This window comes from Streptomyces sp. NPDC051567, from assembly GCF_044454165.1.
Taxonomy (GTDB): Bacteria; Actinomycetota; Actinomycetes; order Streptomycetales; family Streptomycetaceae; genus Streptomyces.
Genome location: NZ_JBITDK010000020.1, coordinates 11535 through 33510, shown reverse-complemented (window position 1 = coordinate 33510; position 21976 = coordinate 11535). Strand labels below are relative to the sequence as shown.

Below are 21976 nucleotides of genomic sequence, written 5' to 3'. Positions count from 1 at the left end.
GAGCGGATTCCTCAGCCTTCCTGGAGGGTGGTCAGACCGTGCGCGACGAAGACCGGGACCAGCTCGCCGATCCGGTCGAACCCCGCCCCCACGGTCTGCCCGAGCGCGTGGCGGTAGTGGATGCCTTCGAGGATCACCGCGAGCTTGAACCAGGCGAAGGCGGTGTACCAGGCGAGGGAGCCGGTGTCCCGGCCGGACCGGGCGGCGTACCGCGCGACCAGCTCGGCGGGTGCCGGATATCCCGGCGCGGCGCTCGCCGTACCGACCGGCGAGTCCGCCAGGCCCAGGTCCGAGCTGTACATGACCAGCAGTCCGAGGTCGGTCAGCGGGTCGCCGAGCGTGGACATCTCCCAGTCCAGCACCGCCCGGAGCGTGTCGTCCGCGCCGTCGACCAGCACGTTGTCGAGCCGGAAGTCGCCGTGCACCACGGCCGGGGCGGGGGAGGCGGGCAGCGCCCGGCCCAGCGCCTCGTGCAGGGCGTCGATCCCGGGCAGCTCCCGGCCCCGCGAGGCGGCGAGCTGCCCGCCCCAGCGCCGCAGCTGCCGGGCGAGGAACCCCTCGGGCCTGCCGAAGTCGCCCAGCCCCACCGCCCGCGGGTCCACCGCGTGCAGCTCGACCAGGGTGTCGACCAGCCCGAGCACCACCCGCCGGGTCCGCCCGGGGCCGATCCCGGCGAGCTGTCCCGCCGTCCGGTACGGCACGCCCTCGACGTACTCCATGACGTAGAACGGCGCCCCGAGCACCGACCCGTCCTCGCACAGCAGCACCGTCCCGGGCACCGGTACAGCCGTGCCGTGCAGGGCGGTGATCACCCGGTGCTCCCGCCGCATGTCGTGCGCGGTGGCCAGGACGTGCCCGAGCGGAGGCCGGCGCACCACCCAGCGGGCGGTCCCGTCACCGACCTCGTACGTCAGGTTCGACCGCCCGCCCTCGATCAGCCGCCCGCGCAGCGCCCCGGTCACCAGTCCCGGCCGCACCCGGGCGAGATGGCCGCGCAGCCGTTCCAGATCGAGGCCGGGCGGACCGGCCGGGGAGGCGGGCGGGGCTGGGGTCATGGTGCCTGCCTCCGTACGGAGTCGACGGTGACGCGCAGGGGGTGATGTGCCGGGGGTGACGTGCCGACGGGGTGTACCGGCGGGGTGGTGCACCGGCGGGGCGCGCTGACGGAGGCCATCATGCCGACCAGTCGGTATGCCGTCCAGGGCGCGTCCCGGAACACCCTGCGGGAAGACCCCGCCGGGTTCACTGCCGGGGCCGCCGCCCGGCCGGACGTTCCCCGGCCCCGCCCGGACGTTCCCCGGTCCGGTCCGCCCTGGCCCGCCCCGGCCCGTTCAGGCGTGGCAGAGGATCGGCGTCCCGCCGTTCAGCGCCGTCATGTCCGCCAGTACGGCCAGGATGTCCAGCGGCGAGCCCTCCGGCTCCCCGGCCAGCTCCGCGTAGGCCCGGTGCAGGTTGGCCACCAGCCGCTCGCCCTCCCGCCAGGCCGCGAACTCGCCCGGCTCCGCCCGGCGGGCCACCTCCAGCGGGGGCAGGCCCCGCGCCCGTCCCTCCCGGGCGAGCTCGTCCACGTACCGCAGGTACCGGCCGGTGGCCTCGTACGCCGAGGGGTCGGTCAGCGGCCCGTGACCCGGTACGACGGTCTCCGCGTCCAGGGAGCGCAGCAGCTCCAGCGCGCGCAGCGAACCGGCCAGCGAGCCCATCGCCAGGAACGGAGTCCCCCCGGCGAAGATCAGGTCACCGGTGAAGACGATGCCCTTCCCGGGCAGCCACACCACCGAGTCGCCCGTGGTGTGCGCGACGCCCGGGTGGACGATCCGCACCTCCACCTCGCCGACGTGCAGGGTCATCCGGTCGTTGTAGGTGAGGCCGGGCGGGACGATCTCGACCGCCCCGAAGTCCGTCGTGGGCCATATCAGCTCCAGCTGGTGACCCGCCGCGAGCTGCTCGGCCCGCGCGTTCTCGTGGCCGAGGACCAGCGCCCCGGGGGCGAACACGCCGTTTCCGTAGGTGTGGTCGCCGTGGTGGTGCGTGTTGACCACCGTGCGCGGGAGCGGGACCCCGGCCGCCACGACCGCCTCGCGCAGCGCCAGCGCCCGCCGCCGGGTGGCCGCGGTGTCGACGAGCAGGGTCTGCCCGCCGTCGCTCACGAAGCCCGCGTTGTTGAGGCACCAGCCGCCGTCCGGCTGGACGTAGGCGTACACCCCGGCCGCGGGCTGGACGAGGTACGGCTCGGCGACGGTCATCTGCGCTCTCCCGGGTCACTGTGGCAAGAGGTTGGCATCCTGCCAGCCGCCCCGGGTGCCGGGGGGAGGAACGGGGCCGTCGCGGCCGGAAGAATCCGTCAGTGGTCGTCGTAGTGGCCGTCGTGCGCGGCGTGCCGGTGACCGTCGTGCACGTAGTCCAGGTGGTCGCCGTGGGTCACCGACCGGTGGCCGCAGTCGGGTCCGTGCGCGTGGTCGTGGCCCTCGTGGGCGGTGTGGGTCCGCGTCTCGCACTCGTCCCAGTGCCCGGAGTGCTCCCGGTGCAGATGGCCGTCGTGCGCGTAGTCGACGTGGTCGCCGTGGGCCACCGCCTGGTGGCCGCAGTCGGAGCCGTGGGCGTGGGTGTGCGTGGGGTGTTCCTGGTGCAGGGTCGTCATACGGCGAGCCTAGTCCGCTATCTAGGGAATAACCCTTTATGTCCACATGACACGAAGAACGGCGCGAAGAGCCGGGGTCCGGACCCCGGCTCAAGACCAGAATCGGGACCGGGAGCAGAATCGGGACTGGGACTGGGACTGGGACTGGGACTGGGACTGGGACTGGGACCGGGACTGGGACCGGGATCAGACGATCAGCACCACGGCGAGCGCCGCCAGCGCCCCCGCGCACACCGCCACCGCCACCGCCGCCCGTGGCGCCAGACCGGGCGGCCGGGCCGCCCGCAGCGCCCGCATCCGTCGGCGTGCCACCCACAGGAACACCAGCCACACCGCGGCGACGGCCGTGGCCCCGGCCACCTCCACCGGCGAGCCGGTCCCGCGCACCGTCTGCCGCAGCGCCAGGACCGCCGCGACCGTGCAGGCCAGTGTCGTACGCCGCCACGCGAGCCGGGTCCGCTCCGGCTGGAGCCCCGCGTCCCGCCCCGGCACCGCCTCCGGCTCTGCGGCCGGTACCGCCTCCGCGGCCGGTTCCGGCTTTCGCCCGGGGGCGCCCGTACCGGAGCCGCTCACCGCTCGGTCGTCCAGCCCAGCAGCACGACCGCCATCATCGCCACCGCGACCAGTGCCACCCCCGCGCTCAGCACCACCGGGAACCGGGACAGCGGCAGGTCCTCGCACCGCCGCATCGCCCGCTCGCACCGGACCCAGTGGTTGACCGCCCGCACCGCGCAGGCCGCGCCCACCGCGAGCAGGGCCAGCGCCACCCCGACCCGTACGCCCCACCGCAGGTCCGGCAGGAACTGGTCGACGGCGAAACCGCCGCCGACCAGCGCCAGCGCCGTCCGTATCCAGGCCAGGAAGGTCCGTTCGTTGGCCAGCGAGAACCGGTAGTCGGGGGTCTCGCCCTCGTCCCTCAGCCGCTCGGGCGTGAGCCAGAGGCGTATGCCTTTGACAAAGTCGATCATCCTTTCAATCTACGCGCGCGCGGCGCTCGCAGCCGCCCGAGGGCCCCGGCCCGCCCCGGGACCCGCTGCCGGACGTCGTCCGCGATCCACCGCGCTCCACCGCGCTCCCCTTCGCCTCCCGCAGGGCGATCCGTCCGGCCACCGCTGTTGACGACCCGCCATGCCGTGGCCAAGGATCTTCCCCATCGCCGACCGAGGACGGGTGCGCATGACGTACGACGCGGACGTGATCGTGATCGGGGCCGGGCTCGCGGGCCTGGCGGCCACCGCCGAACTCGTCGAAGCGGGCCGCTCGGTCGTCCTGCTCGACCAGGAACCGCGGCAGTCCCTCGGCGGCCAGGCGCACTGGTCCTTCGGCGGCCTCTTCCTCGTGGACTCGCCCGAACAGCGCCGCATGCGGATCAGGGACAGCCGTGACCTGGCCCTCCAGGACTGGCTCGGCACCGCCGGTTTCGACCGCGAGGAGGACGCCTGGCCGCGCCGCTGGGCCGAGGCGTACGTCGATTTCGCGGCCGGCGAGAAACGCCCCTGGCTGCACGCCCAGGGCGTCCGCTTCTTCCCGGTGGTCGGCTGGGCGGAACGCGGCGGTCACGACGCCACCGGCCACGGGAACTCCGTCCCCCGCTTCCACATCACCTGGGGCACCGGCCCCGGCCTGCTGGAACCCTTCGTGCGCCGGGTCCGGGCCGGGGCCGCCCGCGGCCTGGTCCGGACGCTCTTCCGCCACCGGGTCACCGGACTCTCCCGCACCGCCGGCGCCGTCGACACGGTCACCGGCGAGATCCTGGAGCCGTCCGCCGCCGTACGGGGCGTCGCGAGCGGCCGGACGAGCACCGGGACCTTCTCCCTCCGGGCCCAGGCCGTGATCGTCACCTCGGGCGGCATCGGCGGCAACCACGACCTCGTCCGCGCGCAGTGGCCGGCCCGGCTCGGCACCCCGCCGCGGCGGATGCTCTCCGGGGTCCCGGCCCACGTGGACGGCCTGATGCTGGGCATCGCCGAGGCGGCGGGCGCCCGCCACATCAACAAGGACCGGATGTGGCACTACACCGAGGGCATCCGCAACTGGAACCCCGTCTGGGCCGGGCACGGCATCCGCATCCTGCCCGGCCCGTCCTCGCTCTGGCTGGACGCGACCGGCACCCGGCTGCCGGTACCGCTCTTCCCCGGCTTCGACACCCTCGGCACCCTCGACCACCTCATGCGGACGGGCCACGACCACACCTGGTTCGTGCTCAACCGGCGCGTCATCGGCAAGGAGTTCGGCCTCTCCGGCTCCGAGCAGAACCCCGATCTCACGGGGAAGTCGGTCCGCGGGGTCCTCGACCGCGCCCGCCGGGCCGTACCGGGCCCGGTGCAGGCGTTCATGGACCACGGCGCCGACTTCGTCGTCGAACGCGACCTGTCCGCCCTCGTACGGGGGATGAACGCCGTGACCGGGCAGGACCTGATCGACGAGGCCGCGCTGCGGCAGGTGATCACCGCCCGGGACCGGGAGACCCTCAACCCCTTCACCAAGGACCTCCAGGTGATGGCCGTCCACGGCGCCCGCAAGTACCTGGGCGACCGGCTGATCCGCACCGCCGCCCCGCACCGCCTCCTGGACCCGCAGGCGGGCCCGCTGATCGCGGTACGGCTCTCCGTCCTGACCCGCAAGTCCCTGGGCGGCCTGGAGACCGACCTCTCCTCACGGGTCCTCACCGGGGCGGGGGAGCCGCTGCCGGGCGTCTACGCGGCGGGCGAGGCGGCCGGTTTTGGGGGCGGCGGGGTCCACGGCTACCGCTCCCTGGAGGGCACCTTCCTCGGCGGCTGCCTCTTCTCGGGCCGCACGGCGGGCCGCGCCGCGGCCCGGGCGACCGCCTGACACCGCCGCGTCCCGCCCGCCGGGCCCCGGGCCACCCACCTCCGGGGCGCCGTGCCGTGCCGCGCGGCCCGGCGGGCGCCGAAGGCCGGGGGCCGGGACCTCACCGCCGGGCCGTAACCCTCCGGTCCCGGGTCCGGGGCCCGGGTGCCGGACCCGGGGCCCGCCCGGCAACCGGCCCCCGGCCGCCAGCCGCCCGCGCCAAGGCCGCCCGGCAACTGCCCGGCGCCCGCCCCGGGGCCTCCCGGCGCCCGCGTCGGCCCCGCCCCGCGCCCCGTCGAGGCCGCCCCGCGCGTACGCGCCGTACCGGTGGCGCGACATTCAGCCACCGGCGGGGCCTTCCCGGCCCTCCCGCGCCGCCCCGGCCCCGCGCCCCGCGCGGGCCGCGGGGGCGGCGTCCGCGCCCCGGCGGTGACCCCGCCCGTACTGGCTCCGCCACGGCCACGGCGCGCTCCGCCGCCCGTGCCGCCCGGGCCCGGCCACCGGCTCCGGCCCGCCGTCCGGCCCCGGCGCCGGACGCGCCGGGCGAGCCGCTGGCGTGGGCCCTCGTCCCGCCCGGCGCCACCGCCGGGGGCCCGCCGGACCGCCGCCGGGGAAGCCGGGAAGGCGAGGGGACGACGAGGGGAAGGGGTGCCGCGGGGGACCACGAATCCGCGCCGCGCCGGACCGTCCGGCCCGCACCGCGCCCCGGCACACCGCCCGAACCACGACAAGAAGCCCAACTCTGCCACCCGTTCGACCAGTTGAAATCCGCCACGCAGTGGGCTGGACCTTGACGCGGAGCTGTGCCTACCGGTTTGCTGTGTGTGATCATCCGAGATCGTTCACCGCTCCGACCACCGCACGACCCCGGCCCCGTCACTCGTCCACTACCGCACACACGTGTTCCGGCCACCGCTCACGCTCGACCGACCGCGCCCGTGCCCTGGAGGGAAATCCGCGGATGTCCCCGCCTCCGCCGCCCCTCGGCCGCACCCGCAAACGGGACGCCCAGCTCTTCGACCCGGCCCTCTGCGACACCTCCCTGGTCGACGTCCGCGCCCAGTTCGCCCAGGGCCGCTGGTCCAAGGTCCGCTCCCTCCTCGTCTCCACCGGCGACGACTGGGACCGCCGGGGCCACCGCATCGTCGTCCTCGCCGAGACCCCGGCGGCCACCGCCTGGGCCCGCGAATGGCTGCTCGCCGAACCGGGCAGCGCCGACGCCACCGCCCTCCTCGCCTGCGCCACCGTCTTCACCGCCCTGCGCCGCAAGGGCACGCCCGAAGCGGCCGAGGACGCCTGCCGCCGGGCCGCCGCCCTGCTCCCGGCCGACCCCACGCCCTGGCTCGGACTGCTCCTGCTCTCCCGTGCCTTCGGCACCGAGGAGGAGTTCAGCCGCCACTTCGACCAGGTCCGGGCCCGGCACCGCGAGCACCACCACGCCCACCACCTGATGGTCGCCAAACTCGCCGAACGCACCCCCGCCTCCGGCCACGACCCGCTCCACGAGGTCTACGACTTCGCGGCCTGGGCCGCCGAGGAGTCCCCGGCCGACTCCCCGCTCGCCGTCCTCCCCGTCATCGCGCACGCCGAGCGCTACCGGGTCCTGGCCGCCACCCAGGGCCACACCCCCGACGGCGCCGCCGACCACTGGTCCGGCCGCCGCGCCCGCCAGGTGCTGCGCTCGGCCTTCGACTGGTGGCTGGAGTGGGAACGCGAGGACCACCCCCGCAACCGGGTCGACCTCAACTTCCTCGCCCACGCCAAGCTCTGCGAGGGCCGCCCCGCCGAGGCCGCCGCCCTCTTCCACCGCATCGGGGGCCACGCCACCCGCGCCCCCTGGTCCTACCCGGACCTCGACCCGCACAAGGCGTTCCTCGCCGCGCGCAGCGCCGCGCTCGGCACCGCTTGACCGCCCGCCCCGACCCGGTCGTACCCCGGCACGACACACCCCGAGGACACCGGAGAGCCACCGAAGCCCCCCGAACCCCGAGCCACCGAGGCTCCCGCAGTCCCCGAAAGGACCCCGCCATGGCGACGGGCAGATCCACCATGTTCAAGGAACCGGCCGAGATCCGCACCTACAAGGGCCAGGACCGGGCCCTGCGCGCCGGCCGTCTCGGCACCGCCGGCCTGCTGCTCTCCGTACTCGCCGCGAGCGGCCCCCTGATGGTGGTCGCCGGTGTGATGCCCACCGCCTTCGGGGTCATGGGCATCGTCGGCCTGCCCCTGCTCTTCGTCATCCTGGGCATCGTCCTGGCGCTCTTCAGCATCGGTTACGCCGAGATGAGCCGCCACGTCCACAACGCGGGCGCCTTCTACGCGTACATCGCCCGCGGGCTCGGCCCCACCGCGGGCGCGGGCGCCGCCCTCGTCGCCCTCGCCGCGTACAGCGCCATGCAGGTCGGCCTCTTCGGCATCCTCGGCTTCGAGGTGTCCGGGCTCTTCGCCACCTACCTCGGCATCGACCTCGTCTGGTGGGTACCGGCCCTCGTCGCGGTCGCCGCCACCGGAGCCCTCGGCTGGCTCAAGATCGACCTGAACGCCAAGGTGCTCGGCGTCCTCCTCGTCATCGAGGTCGCCCTCGTCGTCGCCTTCGACGTCGCCGCCATCGCCCAGCCCGCCTCCGCCGGCCTCTCGCTGCACGCCTTCGACCCCGAGGCCCTCACCGGCGCCGGCCTCGGCACCGCCCTCTGCTTCTGCATCGCCGCCTTCGTCGGCTTCGAGCAGTCCCCGGTCTACGCCGAGGAGACCAGCAAGCCGCACATCGTCGTCTCCCGGGTGATGTTCCTCGCCGTCGGCTTCGTCGCCCTCTTCTTCGCCTTCAGTGCCTGGGCCCTCACCGTCGCCACCGGCCCCGCCGACGTCGTCCGGTCGTCCGCCGAGGCCGGTCCCGGCCTGCTCTTCCAGCTCACCGAGGCCCGCCTCGGCTCCACCTTCACCGACGTCCTGCACGTCCTCTTCGTCACCGGCATGTTCGCGGCCATGCTCAGCTTCCACAACGTCGTCTCCCGCTACGCCTTCGCCATGGGCCGCGAGGGCCTGCTCCCGGCCGCCTTCGGCCGGACCAACGCCGGCACCGGAGCCCCCGCCACCGGCTCCCTCCTCCAGACCGTGATCGCGACCGTGGTCGTCCTCGTCTTCGCCGTCACCGACGACAAGCCGGTCGGCGACCCCACCGCCCCGATCCTGCACCTGTTCACCTGGATGGGCAGCGTCGGCGCCCTCGGCGTGACCGTCCTCATGGCCGCCGCCTCCTTCGCCGTCATCGCCTTCTTCGTCCGCCGCGGCACCGCGGTCGCCCAGGTCTGGCGGCTCGTCGCGTCGGGGATCGCCGGTCTCGCCCTCCTCGCCATCGTCGTGTACACGGTCAAGGACTTCGGCGTCCTCGTCGGCGCCGAACAGGGCTCCGCGCTCGTCTGGCTGCTGCCCGGCATCATCGGCGCCGCCGTCGTGGGCGGCCTGGTGTACGGGGAGGTGCTGCGCCGCCGCCGCCCGGAGGTCCACGCCCGCATCGGCCTGGGCAACGAGGCGTTCCGCCTCGACCAGGCGGCGGAGACCGACCCCGGCCACTGACCCGGCCCCCGCCGCCCCGCCCGGCCGGTACGCGGAACAACCCGGTCCGCCCGCCCCGCCCTTCACCCCTACGAAGCCCCCGACGGCCGATTCCCGGCCCGTCGGGGGCTTCGGTGCGTCAGGGCCGATTTTGGCGGGTGGCGCGGGCCCATGGTCTCCTGGGGCGACCAAATCACCGGATCACGGTACAGACGCACCCATCAGTTGCCCTGTGCCGCGATCCGGACCTGCCTGTACGCACACGAAGGCGAAGTCGTAGATGAGTGACCGCACCTTGGCCGAGGCCACCGCCCCGGCGCCCTCCCGTCATGTCGACGCCGGTGACGAGGGGTACAGCAAGGACCTCAAGTCCCGCCACATCAACATGATCGCGATCGGCGGGGCGATCGGCACCGGCCTCTTCCTCGGCGCCGGAGGCCGCCTCGCCGGCGCGGGCCCGTCCCTCGCGATCGCCTACGCGGTCTGCGGCGTCTTCGCCTTCTTCGTGGTCCGGGCCCTGGGCGAGCTGGTCCTCTACCGCCCCTCCTCCGGTGCCTTCGTCTCCTACGCGCGCGAGTTCATGGGGGAGAAGGGCGCCTACACGGCCGGCTGGCTCTACTTCCTGAACTGGTCCACGACCACCGTCGCCGACATCACGGCCGCCGCCACCTACGCGCACTTCTGGTCGATGTTCACCAGCGTCCCGCAGTGGGTGCTGGCCCTGATCGCCCTCGCCGTCGTCCTCACCGCGAACCTGATCTCGGTGAAGTACTTCGGCGAGATGGAGTTCTGGTTCTCGATCATCAAGGTCGGCGCCCTCGTGATCTTCCTCCTCGTCGGCATCTACCTGGTCGCCACCAGCCACGAGATCGACGGCCACACCCCGGGCCTGTCCACCCTCACCGACAACGGCGGCCTCTTCCCCGTCGGCGTCCTCCCGATGCTCCTGGTGATCCAGGGCGTGGTCTTCGCGTACGCCTCCGTCGAACTCTGCGGCGTCGCCGCCGGTGAGACCGAGAACCCCGAGAAGATCATGCCGAAGGCGATCAACTCGATCATGTGGCGCGTGGGCATCTTCTACGTCGGCTCCGTGGCCCTGCTCGCCCTGCTGCTCCCGTACACGGCGTACTCCTCCGGCCAGAGCCCGTTCGTCACCGTCTTCGACAAACTCGGCGTCCCCGGAGCCGCCGGGATCATGAACCTGGTCGTCCTGACCGCGGCCCTCTCCAGCCTGAACTCCGGCCTCTACTCCACCGGCCGCATCCTGCGCTCGATGGCCATGTCCGGCTCCGCGCCGAAGTTCACCGCCCGCATGAACAAGGGCAAGGTCCCCTACGGCGGGGTCCTCTTCACCGCCGCCTTCGGCATGGCGGGCGTCGGCCTCAACTTCTTCATGCCCGCGGAGGCGTTCGAGATCGTCCTGAACTTCGCCTCGCTCGGCATCCTCGGCACCTGGGCGATGGTCATGCTCTGCTCGCTCCACTTCTGGCGCCGCGCCCGCGCGGGCCTGCTCGAACGCCCCTCCTACCGGCTGCCCTGGGCCCCGTACACCCAGATCGTGACGCTGGTCTTCCTCTTCACGGTCCTGGTCCTGATGTGGTCCGACGGCGGCGTCGGCCGCACCACGGTCATGTTCGTCCCGGTCATCGCCGCCGCCCTGGTCGGCGGCTGGTTCCTGGTCCGCGGCCGCGTCGCCGAACTGGCCGCCTCCCGCCACTGACCCCCACCCCCGCCGAGGCCCCCCGCCCCAGAAACACCGCGGGGGGTCTCGCCCGTCACGGCGCGCCCGTCACGGCCGGGGCCGGTTCTGGTCCGCGCCCAGCAGCAGGTGCGGCAGGGCGTGAGGCGTGAGAGCACCGGAGCCTTCGAGGGCGGCGCTCTAAGATCGGGCCGTGTCTCAGACTTCGAGGGAAGACCACTACGCGTGCGCCGCGCTACGTCACCACAACGACGCGGTCTACCTGCATGACGACGGCCGACTGCCCAACGCGGACCATCATTTCGGCTTCGCCGTGGAATGCGCCCTGAAGAGTCTCATGCTGCGGTACACGCAGGTATCGGTGGCACCGGTCAAACAGGGTGGCCAGCCGACCAACAGGCCCTACATCCCACTGCAGAGCGGCAAGCAGAGATACATCGACCACCTCCCGGAGGCGTGGTCCGACACGGGAGATGTCATATCCGACGCGACGCTCCTGCTCCGAGGCCGTACCGGGAACGCCCTGTCCGCGATCCTGACGGCTTCGGCGCCGTTCGCCACTTGGAGCGTGCACGACCGCTACGGTGACGGGTCCTCCGCCACCGAGGCCGATGTCCGCGCACGTCGCGCGGCATCCGAACGGATTCTCGGCCTGCACGAACAGGCGCTCATAGACGGAGTACTCACGTGACCTTCCCGCCCGATCCGGTCCGCTTCGACGAGGCGCGACCTCGCGCGCTCACCGTCGCCCTCGACGCGGCCGCATCCGGTGTCGACGTGCTGCTCGTACGGGACATCTTCGGCCGGCTCTCCCTGCTCCTGGACGACCGGTCCGGCAAAGTCGATACGGCCAGGACCGACGCCTGGCGTGAGCGGCTCACCGACACCCTCGGCCGGTACGCGGCGGACCGGCCCCTCCTCCTCGCCTCCGGTCTCTTCCAGCCGGACGCATACTTCGCGTCACCCCGGGCGGCTGCCGAACTCGGTTACATCGCCGCACCGGGCCAGGGCGGCATCCGCTGGCTCGACAACACCGTCGTCGGTGGGGACTGGGCCCGGGTGAGCACCCCGGAAGCGGAGTCGGGGGGAGTGCGCACCGCGCGCACCGCGCTCTACGGTTTCAAGGGCGGTGTGGGCCGATCGACCGCAACCTTCATGCTGGCCAAGCACCTTGCTGGACAAGGCAACTGCGTCCTCGTCGTCGATCTCGACCTGGAGTCTCCCGGCGCGGGCCCGCTGCTCGTCGCCGAGGAGCAGCTGCCCCGGTACGGCATCATCGACCAGCTCGTGGAATCGGCACTGGGCAATGAGGAAGGTCTCGACCTCGTCGCACAGGCCACGCATTTCCAGCTCCAGAACAACGGCGAGCTCTGGGTGGCTCCTGCCCGGGGGCGCGGGGTGCCAGGTACCGAATACGCGTACGTCGACAAGCTCAACCGCGTCTACGCCGACGTGCCTGGCCACGGTCAGGGCAGCTTCGCGGACCGGCTGGAGGCGGCGGTCCACGCCTGCGAGGACGCCGTCACCAGGGAGAGCCGCCGTCCCGACGTCGTGCTTCTCGACAGCCGGGCGGGTATTCACGACATCGCCGCCATTGCGATCTCACGCCTGTGCGATCTCGCCCTGCTCTTCGGCAGCGACAACGGCCAGACCTGGGCGGGTTACCGCGATCTCTTCACCGCGTGGCTTTCCTCGGGCCAGGCGCCGGAGATCCGGGAGAAACTGCGGATGGTCGCCTCGATGGTCCCGGACGCCGATCGTCCCGCCTACCTGGAGACGTTCCGGGACCACGCTTGGGAATGCTTCTCCGTCCTCTACGACGACCTTGTCGACGGCGATACGGGCTTCAACCCGAGCCCGGAGGACGGCGCAGCACCGCACTCGCCCATTCCGATCCTGTTCGCCCTTGAACTCGTCGGCCTCGACGCCGTTGCCACACCAGGCTGGGACGATCGCGCCTTCGTGCGCGCCGCGTACGATTCTTTCCTGGAGACCGCCACCAATCTGATGATCGAAGGGCCGCGATGAACACCCCGCTCGAAGCCGAGGAGTACCGCGACCTGTTGACTTCGGCGCTTCCGGACGCTCAGGACGCGGACACCGTCGAGCCCTCGCTCTCCAACCTCTTCACCCCCGACAGCCATCGGCTGGCGCTCCACGTGGACACCACGGTCGTCCGAGGTGGCCGCGGGGTGGGCAAGACTTTCTGGTGCCGCTCCCTGCTCGACGAACAGCTGCGGGATGTCGCCGCGGAGGAATACCGCATCGAACGGCTCCGGAATCTGAGGGTTTCACCGGGTTACAGCGCGATGCTCGATCCCGATCTGTACCCGGGAGCCGGCGAACTGGCGAGCTTGGCCGACAGCGGTGTGCGTGCCTACGACCTGTGGAACACCGTGCTTCTCGTGGCACTCGGGCAGCCCGAGCTCCACGGGAACATGGAGTGGAAGGACCGTATCGCCTGGGTACAGGGCAATCCGGGAGCGCGGGACCGGACCGTCGCCCGGGCCGACAAGCAGGCGCAGGAGGACAAGATCACGCATCTGATCCTCTTCGACGCGCTGGAGCATCTCCACCGGGACCGGGCTCAGGCGGACCGGCTTGTCGCCGGCATCCTCCAGCTGGCTCTGGAGATGCGGCTGAGCACCAAGAACATCCGGTGCAAGATCTTCATCCGGCCCGACATGTTCGACGGAGCGCTGCTCCACTTCCCCGACGCGTCGAAACTGACGTCGAATGCCGCCAGTCTCCAGTGGACGACCACCAATCTGTACGGTCTCTTCTTCCACTACCTCGGCAACCACGAAAGCACCGAGGCCGCGAGCTTCCGCTCCTGGACGGGCAACTGGACCGAGCACGCCGGACGGCATCTGCTCCCCTCCACGCTGCTCGGGGACGAGCAGATCCAGGCGGCTGTCTTCAGCCGGCTGGCCGGCCCGTACATGGGGGCCAACTACCGGAAGGGCATCACGTACACGTGGTTGCCCAACCACCTCATGGACGGCGTCGAGCAGGTGAGTCCCCGCAGCTTCCTCAACGCGCTCAGCATGGCCGTGGACGAGACCCGGGGGAAGTACGCGAGCCATCCGTACGCGATCTCTCACGAGGGCATCCGAAAGGGGGTCCAATCGGCCTCGCAGACCCGCGTCAACGAGATCCGTGAGGACATGCCGTGGGTGCGCACGGTCATCGAACCGCTGGCGGGCCAGCAAGTCCCGATCGACCAAGGGCTTGTACTGGACCTCTGGCACGGGTCGGACCTGACGTCCACCTTGGGAAAGGAGGCGGCCCGTGCCAATGCGGGCGGAAGTGGTACGGAAGTCCGTACCGGACCACGGTACCCGGACGACTATCTGCGCTTGATCGACGAGCTGATCGCCCTCGGTGTGATGCGCCGCCGCAAGGACGGCCGGATCGACCTCCCGGACGTGTACCGGATCGCCTTCTCGATCGGCCGTAAAGGCGGGGTGCCGAAAGTTCAGTCGTAGGCGACCGACGTCCCGGTGCGAACAGCACCGGGCGGCTCTGCCTCACCGCGATCAGCGTGCGGTGAGGGCCCGCACTTCGCAGAGCGGATGCTGAGCTCAGCTCGTCGCTCCGCAGGACGAAGGCGTCGGCGTGGTGGCGCACCTTCCGCACCCGGCCGCACCATGGCCCGGTACGCCCACTCGCGTGCCTGCTCTGACCAGGAGATTCGCTCGGCTGTCGGCCACGCGGTTGGTCACGCCACGCCCCGGAAACGCAAAAGAACCCCACCGGAGTGGGGTTCCTGCTGGTGTCCGAGGGGGGACTTGAACCCCCACGCCCGATAAAGGGCACTAGCACCTCAAGCTAGCGCGTCTGCCATTCCGCCACCCGGACAAGGTGTCTGTCTCGCGGCCTTGCGGGCCGGTCCGACGTGGAAAACATTACCAAACATTCCGGGGTCCTCGATCACACCCCCCGGTCGCCGGGGTACCGCCCTTGGGCGGAGCGGGCCGGGGCGGGAGGATGGGAGCAGTTCGGTACTGATCAGTGGGAGGAAGCAGCGTGAGCGAGTCGAGCGCGGGCAGGACCGTCACCGGTGAGGACGAGGTCGTGGACCTCTGCCGGGACCTCATCCGGATCGACACCAGCAACTACGGGGACCACTCGGGCCCCGGCGAGCGCAAGGCGGCCGAGTGGGTCGCCGAGAAGCTGGCCGAGGTCGGGCTGGAACCACAGATCTTCGAGTCGCACAAGGGGCGCGCCTCGACCGTCGCGCGGATCGAGGGGGAGGACCCGTCGCGTCCGGCCCTCCTCATCCACGGGCACACCGACGTGGTCCCCGCCAACGCGGCGGACTGGACGTACGACCCGTTCGCGGGCGAGATCGCCGACGGCTGCGTGTGGGGCCGCGGCGCCGTCGACATGAAGGACATGGACGCGATGACGCTGGCCGTCGTCCGCGACCGGATGCGCAGCGGGCGCAAGCCCCCGCGCGACATCGTGCTGGCCTTCCTCGCGGACGAGGAGGCCGGCGGCACCTACGGGGCGCGCCACCTCGTCGACAAGCACCCGGGGCTGTTCGAGGGGGTGACCGAGGCGATCGGCGAGGTCGGCGGCTTCTCCTTCACCGTCAACGAGAACCTGCGGCTCTACCTCGTCGAGACCGCCCAGAAGGGCATGCACTGGATGCGGCTCACGGTGGAGGGCACCGCGGGCCACGGGTCCATGACCAACAACGACAACGCCATCACGGAACTGTGCGAGGCCGTGGGACGGCTCGGCCGCCACCAGTGGCCGGTGCGCGTGACCAAGACCGTACGGTCCTTCCTGGACGAGCTGTCGGACGCGCTGGGGACCCCCCTGGACCCGGACGACATGGACGCCACGCTCGCCCGGCTCGGCGGCATCTCGAAGATGATCGGCGCGACGCTGCGCAACTCCGCCGCCCCGACGATGCTGGGCGCCGGCTACAAGGTCAACGTCATCCCCGGCCAGGCCACCGCCCACGTCGACGGCCGCTTCCTGCCCGGCTACGAGGACGAGTTCTTCGCGGACCTCGACCGCATCCTCGGCCCGCGCGTCACACGGGAGGACGTGCACGGGGACAAGGCCCTGGAGACGGACTTCGACGGGAAGCTCGTCGACGCCATGCAGGGCGCGCTGAGGGCGGAGGACCCGATCGCGCGGGCGGTCCCGTACATGCTCTCCGGCGGTACGGACGCCAAGTCCTTCGACGACCTCGGCATCCGCTGCTTCGGCTTCGCGCCGCTCCAGCTGCCGCCGGAGCTGGACTTCGCCGGGATGTTCCACGGAGTGGACGAGCGGGTGCCGGTGGACGGACTGAAGTTCGGGGTGCGGGTGCTCGACCGATTCATTGACAACGCCTGAGAATCGGGAAGGTGTGCGTATTCCACTGAGAAGAGTGAATGCGCTCATACGCTCGTAGCCCTGGTGAACCCTCCTCGTTACAGGGGGTGCGGTCCGCGGCTGGGACCGCACTGCCTACTAGGAGGAACAATGCTCAAGAAGGTTATCGCCGTCGCGGCTGCCACCGGTGGTCTGCTTCTCGCGGGCGCGGGCCTGGCCTCCGCCGACGCGGGTGCCCAGGGTGCGGCCATCGGCTCTCCCGGTGTCGCGTCCGGCAACGTCATCCAGGTCCCGGTCCACGTGCCCGTGAACGTCTGCGGCAACACGATCAACGTGATCGGCCTGCTGAACCCGGCCTTCGGGAACACCTGCGTCAACGCCTGACGCATCTGAAGTCTTGGCCCCGGAGCGCGCTACAGCGTTCCGGGGCCGCCGGGCTTTGGGGCCCGGCCTTTCCTTTCGGCGTACGAGGGCGTGGGAGCCGGTCCGGCCGGTGCGCCGACCGACCCGCACACAGCAGGGGACGAGTACAGATGCGACGAACAGCACAGTTCACCAGAAAGACCCTGATCACCGTGGCTGCCGCAGGGGGCGTTCTCGCGCTCGCCGGCGGTTACGCACAGGCGGACTCCGGTGCCTCCGGGCACGCCACGGGCTCTCCGGGCCTGCTCTCCGGGAACGCCGCCCAGGCGCCCGTGGACGTGCCCGTGAACGTCTGCGGCAACACGATCGACGTGATCGGCCTGCTGAACCCGGCCTTCGGGAACACCTGCGTCAACGGTCCGGGCAAGCCGGCCAGGCCGGGCCGGCCCGACCAGCCGGGCACGCCGGGGGAGAAGCCTCCCGTGGAGCAGCCGCCTGTGGAGCAGCTGCCCGTGGAGCCCGGCACGCCGGGCACCGACAACCCGGGCAAGCCCGGTGACCACCGGCCCCCCGGCAAGCCGGGTACTCCGGGCGACCACCACCCGGGCAAGCCCGGAACCCCCGGGGACCACCACCCCGGCAAGCCGGGCACGCCCGGCACCGGCACGCCCCAGACCCCGGGCAAGCCCACCGGACCCGGCACCGGGTCCGTCACCCCGGGCAAGCCGGCCAAGCCGGTCCTCCCGGTCACGCACCCCGGTACGGGCACGGTCGTCACGCCCGGCCAGGGCGCCAGCCTCGCCACCACCGGCTCCGGTGACGTCCTCACGGCGGGCGTCCCGCTCGCCGGTGGCCTCCTGATCGCCGGAGCCGTCCTCTACCGGCGCGCCCGCAAGGCCGCCTGACGGACTCCCACGGTGCGGGCCCCGCCCCCGGGGCCCGCACCTACCAGGTCGCGCGGACCTGGCGGATGATCCTGCGGCGCAGCCGCACACGACGGCTGCCGTCCCGGTGCAGGGTCAGCCGGTCCAGCTCCCAGTGCCCGTACTCGGCATGGTCGGTCAGCAGACGGGTCGCCTCCGTGCGAGGGACACCGCGGGGCACGTACACATCGACGAATTCGTATTCCGGCATCGCATCTATTGTGCGGGCAGCGCCCTGCTACGGATAGCGTCTGTCCTATGTCTGATGCCGCTCTGCCCACTGTTGCCGAGGTACGCGCCGCCGCCGAGGCGGTCAAGGCCGCGCTCGACCGTCACCTCGCCGCGGTCGAGGGCAGGATCGGGGACGAGGACCCGGCCGTCTACGCCGCCTTCAACGAACTCGCCGCAGCGGCGGAGGAGTACGACGAACTCCTCTACGACCGGTACGACGAGGTCACCCCGTTCGAGATCCCCACGCCCGAGGACGGTGTCCCGTACACCGGACCCGTCGAGCCCGTCGCCTTCAGCGTGCTCATCCGCCGCGACTACGCCGTGGCCGAACCATCGCGGCTGATCGCCCAGGCCGAACGCGTCGCCGCGCACGACCGGGACGCCGAACTCGTCGAGGACGGCGGCACCGCCGGCGCGCTGGGCGTGCTCTTCGGGGAGTACGAGCCGGACGAGATCGCCTCCCGTTACAAGGACTTCGGTCTGGAGGAGGGCGATTCCACGCTCTGGATCGCGGCCTCGGAAGAGGCGACGGAACCGGGGGAGTGGCTCGACTCGCCCTTCGGCCACACCGGCCCCGAGGACGTGATGCACCGGTTCGACGTCAGCTCCGTCTTCGACGACGAGGCCGGGGAGGAGGACGAGGAGGACGAGGACGCGCAGCTGGGCCCGGCCCGGGCCTGACCCGTACCGGGCCCGGTCCCGAGACCGGCCCCGTCCGTACCCGATCCGCACCCCGATCCCTGCCCGGTACCGCGGCCCCGTCCTCCCTGGACGGGGCCGCGCGGCCGTCCGGCCGCGGCCGGCTACCCGGGCTGTTCGCCCGGCTGTTCCCGGGCCGCCGCCGCGTGGGCCCGGAGCAGGCCCGCCAGCCGGGTGGTCCGCGGCTTCGCCAGCACCTCCGCGACCGCGCGCGGCAGCGCCTGGTCGACGCCGTGCACCACGGACAGATGGCTCTGCGCCCGCCCGAACGCCGTGTACACCCACTCCCGCGACAGGGCCTGCGCCGCGTCGCCCGGCAGCACGACGACCACCGCCGGCCAGCGCGCGCCCACGGCCTGGTGGGCCGTCACCGCCCAGCCGTGGCGCACCTGGGCCTCCACCCGTTCCTTCGGTACGACGACCCGCACGCCCGCGCGGTCCAGGTGCAGCCCCTGAGCGTCGGCCGACACCACCCGCGCCGCCAGCGCCCGGCCGGGCGCCGGCACGTGGACGACACGGTCGCCGGGGTCGAAGCCGCCGAACCGGCCGGGGCCGGGGTTCAGCCGTTCCTTCAGGGCGGCGTTCAGCGCGCGGGTCCCGGCCGGGCCGCCGTGGCCCGGGGTGATCACCTGGACGCCGTCCGCCGGGACCCCGAAGGCCCGCGGCACCGACTCGGCCACCAGCTGCACCGTGCGGTGCACGGCCTCCCCGGCCTCGCGGACCGGGACGATGACGACCTCCTTGCCCGGGGCGTCGACCTGGACCAGCTCCCCGGTCCCGACCCCCGAGACCAGTTCGCCGAGCGGCCCCGGGTCCGGGGTGCGGGAGACCAGGTGGGGGAAGGCGCGGGCCGCCAGCACATCGGCGAAGACCCGCCCGGCGCCGGCGCAGCCGAGGACCGAAGGGTCCCCGGAGAGCACCAGCCGGGCCCCGTCCGGGACCGACTCCACCAGCGCCGCCGCGCTCTCCACGTCCAGCTGCGGGGCGTCCTCCACGATCAGCAGGTCCAGCGCGAACTGCCCTTCCGCGTCCCGGCCGGGGCCCTCGGCACCGGCCAGCAGCCCCGCCACGGTCACCGAGCCGGGACCGGCCGCCCGGACGTGCGTGGCCAGGCAGGCGCGCAGCCCCATGGACCGGGCCGCCGCCAGCAGGGCGACCGGTTCGGCACGGGCGGCCTCACCACCGGTGTGGGTGACCAGGCCGTGGCCCGAGACCGCGCGGATCAGTTCGGCGGCGGAAGGGCTCGGCGCGGCCCCGGCCGCCCCGGACCAGTCCGCCGGGGCGGCGAAGGTGTCGGCCAGCCGGGCCAGCCCCTCGGCCAGGCTCTCCTCGGCCATCGCCGGCCCCTCCAGGCCGATGAGGACCCGGACCGGGACCTCGTCCGGCTCCCCGTCCTCGGCGTGCTCGGCGTGCTCGGAGTGCTCGGCAATCGGTGCGGCCGGTGCGGCCGACGGGTCCAGCGGCTCGTGGAACACCAGTACCGTGCCCTCGGCCACGGCCCGGTCCAGTGCCCCGGCCGGGTCCGGCACGGCGTACCGGGCCAGCGCCGACCGGAGGACCGGGGCCTCCAGCGCGGTGTGCCCCGCGTCCGCGGCCCGGTCCAGCAGCCAGCGCAGCAGGGCGGTGGTGCGCCGCTCGTCCCCGGGACCGGCCCCGGCGGCCAGCAGCGCCCGTGCGAAGCCGTCCGCCCGGTCCGGGTGGACCCCGGCGACCGACAGCAGCAGCCAGGGGTCCTCGGCGAGCCGCCCGGCGGCATCGGCGCCGAGAGCCGCCGCGGCCGGGGCGGCCAGGGTCTCGGGGGCGCCGCCGCGCGCCAGGACGGCCCGTACGGCGGCCGGCGGCTCGACGGTCGCGGCGGGCGGGGCCACGGAAGGCGCGGGGGCGGGGTCGGGGACGCGCGCGGGCGGCGGCGGGTCCGCGGGACCGGGCGCGGCGGGGGTGGCCGCGTACACCGGGGCGGGCTTCGCGCCGCTCTCCACGGCCCGTACGGCGGCCAGCAGTTCGGCGGCCGTCCCGCTGAGCTTGGCCCCGGCCTCGACGGGACGCTCCCGCTCGGCCTTGCGCCGGGCGATGCGCTCGCGCTCGACCTTCTGGGCGGCCAGCTCGGCGGCGGCCTCGCTCGGCGCGACGGCCGCGGCCTCCGTACCCGCCTCGGTCCCCGTCGCGGTGTCCGCCTCCGTCCCGGTCTCGGTACCCGTCCCTGCCTCGGTGTCCGCCTCCGCCGTGGGGCCGTCGGCCGTCGTGGGGTCGGTCTCCGCGGCCTCGGGCCCGGGGGCCGCCGCCTCGATCTCGACCTCGGCCTCGGTGGTCGGGTCGGCGGGGGCGGGGTCAGAAGGCGGCCCGGCCTCCGCGGCCTCCGCGTCCGTGCGGTCCGTACTCACAACGTGCTCCAGTCCTGATCGGGATGGCGTCCACGGGCACCGGTACGACGTCCGCCGCCCGGCAGGATCTCCTCCGGAAGACTAAGGGCCGTCACCGACAGGGCCGCCACGCGCTGCGCCGGGTCCGGCGGGGTTCCCGCCCCGGGCGCTCCCCGCACACCGGGGGCCCGGAGGCGCTGACGCGGGGGACCCGGGCGCGCTACAGTCCCCGCAGACCTACGTTACTGATCGGTAAACCGGCACACCGTAAGGGGACGACACATGCGGCTCGGCATCAATCTCGGCTACTGGGGTGCGGGCATGGACGCCGACAACCTGGCCGTCGCCCAGGAGGCCGACCGCCTCGGCTACGACGTCTGCTGGGCCGCCGAGGCGTACGGTTCCGACGCCCCGACCGTCCTGGCCTGGGTCGCCGCGCAGACCGAACGCATCGACGTCGGCTCGGCGATCCTCCAGATCCCCGCCCGCCAGCCCGCCATGACCGCGATGACGGCGGCCACCCTCGACTCCCTCACCAAGGGCCGCTTCCGGCTCGGCCTCGGCGTCTCCGGACCGCAGGTCTCCGAGGGCTGGTACGGCGTGAAGTTCGACAAGCCGCTCGCCCGGACCCGGGAGTACGTGGAGATCGTCCGCAAGGCGATGAGCCGCGAGCGCCTCTCGTACGAGGGCGAGCACTGGACCCTGCCGCTCCCGGACGGGCCGGGCAAGCCGCTCAAGCTGACGGTGCACCCGGAGCGCGCGCACATCCCGCTCTACATCGCCGCCATCGGGCCGAAGAACCTGGAGCAGACCGGCGAGATCGCCGACGGCGCGCTGCTGATCTTCCCGTCCGCCGAGCACCTGGAGACCACCGCCCTCACCCACATCCGGGCGGGCCGGGCGAAGGCCGGGCTGACGATGGACGGCTTCGACGTCTGCCCGACCGTGCCGCTGGCCGTCGGCGAGGACGTGAGCGCCCTCGCCGACGTGTTCCGCCCCTACACCGCCCTGTACGTGGGCGGCATGGGCAGCCGGAAGCAGAACTTCTACAACCAGCTGGCCCGGCGCATGGGGTACGAGAAGGAGGCCGCCGAGATCCAGGACAAGTACCTGGCGGGCGACAAGGCGGGCGCGGCGGCGGCCGTACCGCACTCGCTGATCGACTCGACCACCCTGCTCGGCCCCGTGGAACGGATCGCGGACGGGATGCGGGCCTACGCGGAGGCCGGGGTCACCACGCTCACGCTGGCCCCGGCCGGTTTCACCCGGGAGGAGCGGCTCGCCGCCCTGCGCGCCGGGACCGAGGCCCTGGAACGCGCTGGCCTGGCGTAGGGCCGTGTCCGAGGTGTGCGCCCGAGAGGCGTGC

The 21976-nt window shown here is 73.0% G+C and carries 19 protein-coding genes and 1 tRNA gene; 12 read left to right on the top strand and 8 right to left on the bottom strand.

Going from position 1 to position 21976, the window contains the following annotated elements; translation table 11 throughout:
* Positions 1-11: 11 nt before the first annotated feature.
* From ACIA5F_RS21365 to ACIA5F_RS21345, 5 genes are all read right to left on the bottom strand, one after another.
* Entirely contained in the window at positions 12-1055 is a 1044-nt protein-coding gene (locus ACIA5F_RS21365) for a phosphotransferase family protein (RefSeq protein WP_399355248.1), read from the bottom strand.
* 276 nt (positions 1056-1331) lie between these two features.
* Positions 1332-2243 (bottom strand): MBL fold metallo-hydrolase, encoded by a 912-nt coding sequence (locus ACIA5F_RS21360; protein WP_399355246.1) that lies wholly within the window; start codon positions 2241-2243, stop codon positions 1332-1334.
* 98 nt (positions 2244-2341) lie between these two features.
* Positions 2342-2638: a hypothetical protein gene (locus ACIA5F_RS21355; protein WP_399355244.1), complete on the bottom strand. Its 297-nt coding sequence runs from the start codon at positions 2636-2638 to the stop codon at positions 2342-2344.
* A 186-nt stretch (positions 2639-2824) separates the two neighbouring features.
* Positions 2825-3130 (bottom strand): DUF202 domain-containing protein, encoded by a 306-nt coding sequence (locus ACIA5F_RS21350; RefSeq protein WP_399355394.1) that lies wholly within the window; start codon positions 3128-3130, stop codon positions 2825-2827.
* 77 nt (positions 3131-3207) lie between these two features.
* Positions 3208-3606: a YidH family protein gene (locus ACIA5F_RS21345; RefSeq protein WP_399355242.1), complete on the bottom strand. Its 399-nt coding sequence runs from the start codon at positions 3604-3606 to the stop codon at positions 3208-3210.
* A gap of 208 nt (positions 3607-3814) precedes the next feature.
* Between ACIA5F_RS21345 and ACIA5F_RS21340 the strand changes: the two genes are divergently transcribed.
* The 7 genes from ACIA5F_RS21340 (at position 3815) to ACIA5F_RS21310 (ending at position 14188) form a co-directional block, all read left to right on the top strand.
* Positions 3815-5470, top strand: coding sequence for an FAD-binding dehydrogenase (locus ACIA5F_RS21340; RefSeq protein WP_399355240.1), 1656 nt, complete (start codon positions 3815-3817; stop codon positions 5468-5470).
* 940 nt (positions 5471-6410) lie between these two features.
* Complete coding sequence (locus tag ACIA5F_RS21335) at positions 6411-7358, top strand: hypothetical protein (protein WP_399355238.1); 948 nt, start codon at positions 6411-6413, stop codon at positions 7356-7358.
* Between the two features lie 119 nt (positions 7359-7477).
* Positions 7478-9022: an APC family permease gene (locus ACIA5F_RS21330; protein ID WP_399355236.1), complete on the top strand. Its 1545-nt coding sequence runs from the start codon at positions 7478-7480 to the stop codon at positions 9020-9022.
* A 259-nt stretch (positions 9023-9281) separates the two neighbouring features.
* Entirely contained in the window at positions 9282-10721 is a 1440-nt protein-coding gene (locus ACIA5F_RS21325; RefSeq protein ID WP_399355234.1) for an amino acid permease, read from the top strand.
* Positions 10722-10893: 172 nt separating this feature from the next.
* Positions 10894-11391, top strand: coding sequence for a hypothetical protein (locus ACIA5F_RS21320; protein WP_399355232.1), 498 nt, complete (start codon positions 10894-10896; stop codon positions 11389-11391).
* The gene (locus tag ACIA5F_RS21315) at positions 11388-12728 is read left to right on the top strand and encodes a KGGVGR-motif variant AAA ATPase (protein WP_399355230.1); all 1341 of its coding nucleotides are present in this window, start codon (positions 11388-11390) and stop codon (positions 12726-12728) included. The genes ACIA5F_RS21320 and ACIA5F_RS21315 overlap by 4 nt, the downstream gene beginning before the upstream one ends.
* Positions 12725-14188, top strand: a complete 1464-nt coding sequence (locus ACIA5F_RS21310) for a hypothetical protein (RefSeq protein WP_399355228.1) — start codon at positions 12725-12727, stop codon at positions 14186-14188. The genes ACIA5F_RS21315 and ACIA5F_RS21310 overlap by 4 nt, the downstream gene beginning before the upstream one ends.
* A 285-nt stretch (positions 14189-14473) precedes the next feature.
* On the opposite strand, the gene ACIA5F_RS21305 is transcribed toward ACIA5F_RS21310, so the two are convergent.
* Positions 14474-14561: transfer RNA gene (locus ACIA5F_RS21305), tRNA-Leu, on the bottom strand.
* 168 nt (positions 14562-14729) lie between these two features.
* On the opposite strand from ACIA5F_RS21305, the gene ACIA5F_RS21300 reads away from it, so the two are divergent.
* From ACIA5F_RS21300 to ACIA5F_RS21290, 3 genes are all read left to right on the top strand, one after another.
* Positions 14730-16055 (top strand): M20/M25/M40 family metallo-hydrolase, encoded by a 1326-nt coding sequence (locus ACIA5F_RS21300; protein ID WP_399355226.1) that lies wholly within the window; start codon positions 14730-14732, stop codon positions 16053-16055.
* A 129-nt stretch (positions 16056-16184) separates the two neighbouring features.
* Positions 16185-16418 (top strand): chaplin, encoded by a 234-nt coding sequence (locus ACIA5F_RS21295; protein WP_399355224.1) that lies wholly within the window; start codon positions 16185-16187, stop codon positions 16416-16418.
* Positions 16419-16567: 149 nt separating this feature from the next.
* Complete coding sequence (locus tag ACIA5F_RS21290) at positions 16568-17302, top strand: chaplin family protein (RefSeq protein WP_399355222.1); 735 nt, start codon at positions 16568-16570, stop codon at positions 17300-17302.
* Between the two features lie 40 nt (positions 17303-17342).
* Here the strand turns inward: ACIA5F_RS21290 and ACIA5F_RS21285 are convergent, their stop codons facing one another.
* Complete coding sequence (locus ACIA5F_RS21285; protein ID WP_399355220.1) at positions 17343-17531, bottom strand: DUF5703 family protein; 189 nt, start codon at positions 17529-17531, stop codon at positions 17343-17345.
* A gap of 47 nt (positions 17532-17578) precedes the next feature.
* Between ACIA5F_RS21285 and ACIA5F_RS21280 the strand changes: the two genes are divergently transcribed.
* Positions 17579-18232, top strand: a complete 654-nt coding sequence (locus ACIA5F_RS21280; RefSeq protein WP_399355218.1) for a hypothetical protein — start codon at positions 17579-17581, stop codon at positions 18230-18232.
* 122 nt (positions 18233-18354) lie between these two features.
* On the opposite strand, the gene ACIA5F_RS21275 is transcribed toward ACIA5F_RS21280, so the two are convergent.
* Positions 18355-20631 carry a helix-hairpin-helix domain-containing protein gene (locus ACIA5F_RS21275; protein WP_399355216.1) on the bottom strand — a complete coding sequence of 759 codons (2277 nt, stop codon included), beginning with the start codon at positions 20629-20631 and terminating at the stop codon, positions 18355-18357.
* Between the two features lie 261 nt (positions 20632-20892).
* On the opposite strand from ACIA5F_RS21275, the gene ACIA5F_RS21270 reads away from it, so the two are divergent.
* On the top strand, positions 20893-21942 hold the full coding sequence (locus ACIA5F_RS21270) for an LLM class F420-dependent oxidoreductase (protein WP_399355214.1): 1050 nt from the start codon (positions 20893-20895) through the stop codon (positions 21940-21942).
* Positions 21943-21976: the final 34 nt, after the last annotated feature.

What these genes read in the sequence shown, in the direction of transcription:
- ACIA5F_RS21360 (WP_399355246.1), bottom strand. Translation starts at nt 2,243, where the DNA reads ATGACCGTCGCCGAGCCGTACCTCGTCCAGCCCGCGGCCGGGGTGTAC.
- ACIA5F_RS21310 (WP_399355228.1), top strand. Translation starts at nt 12,725, where the DNA reads ATGAACACCCCGCTCGAAGCCGAGGAGTACCGCGACCTGTTGACTTCG.
- ACIA5F_RS21285 (WP_399355220.1), bottom strand. Translation starts at nt 17,531, where the DNA reads ATGCCGGAATACGAATTCGTCGATGTGTACGTGCCCCGCGGTGTCCCT.
- ACIA5F_RS21295 (WP_399355224.1), top strand. Translation starts at nt 16,185, where the DNA reads ATGCTCAAGAAGGTTATCGCCGTCGCGGCTGCCACCGGTGGTCTGCTT.
- ACIA5F_RS21330 (WP_399355236.1), top strand. Translation starts at nt 7,478, where the DNA reads ATGGCGACGGGCAGATCCACCATGTTCAAGGAACCGGCCGAGATCCGC.
- ACIA5F_RS21325 (WP_399355234.1), top strand. Translation starts at nt 9,282, where the DNA reads ATGAGTGACCGCACCTTGGCCGAGGCCACCGCCCCGGCGCCCTCCCGT.
- ACIA5F_RS21365 (WP_399355248.1), bottom strand. Translation starts at nt 1,055, where the DNA reads ATGACCCCAGCCCCGCCCGCCTCCCCGGCCGGTCCGCCCGGCCTCGAT.
- ACIA5F_RS21290 (WP_399355222.1), top strand. Translation starts at nt 16,568, where the DNA reads ATGCGACGAACAGCACAGTTCACCAGAAAGACCCTGATCACCGTGGCT.
- ACIA5F_RS21280 (WP_399355218.1), top strand. Translation starts at nt 17,579, where the DNA reads ATGTCTGATGCCGCTCTGCCCACTGTTGCCGAGGTACGCGCCGCCGCC.
- ACIA5F_RS21335 (WP_399355238.1), top strand. Translation starts at nt 6,411, where the DNA reads ATGTCCCCGCCTCCGCCGCCCCTCGGCCGCACCCGCAAACGGGACGCC.
- ACIA5F_RS21355 (WP_399355244.1), bottom strand. Translation starts at nt 2,638, where the DNA reads ATGACGACCCTGCACCAGGAACACCCCACGCACACCCACGCCCACGGC.
- ACIA5F_RS21270 (WP_399355214.1), top strand. Translation starts at nt 20,893, where the DNA reads ATGCGGCTCGGCATCAATCTCGGCTACTGGGGTGCGGGCATGGACGCC.
- ACIA5F_RS21345 (WP_399355242.1), bottom strand. Translation starts at nt 3,606, where the DNA reads ATGATCGACTTTGTCAAAGGCATACGCCTCTGGCTCACGCCCGAGCGG.
- ACIA5F_RS21340 (WP_399355240.1), top strand. Translation starts at nt 3,815, where the DNA reads ATGACGTACGACGCGGACGTGATCGTGATCGGGGCCGGGCTCGCGGGC.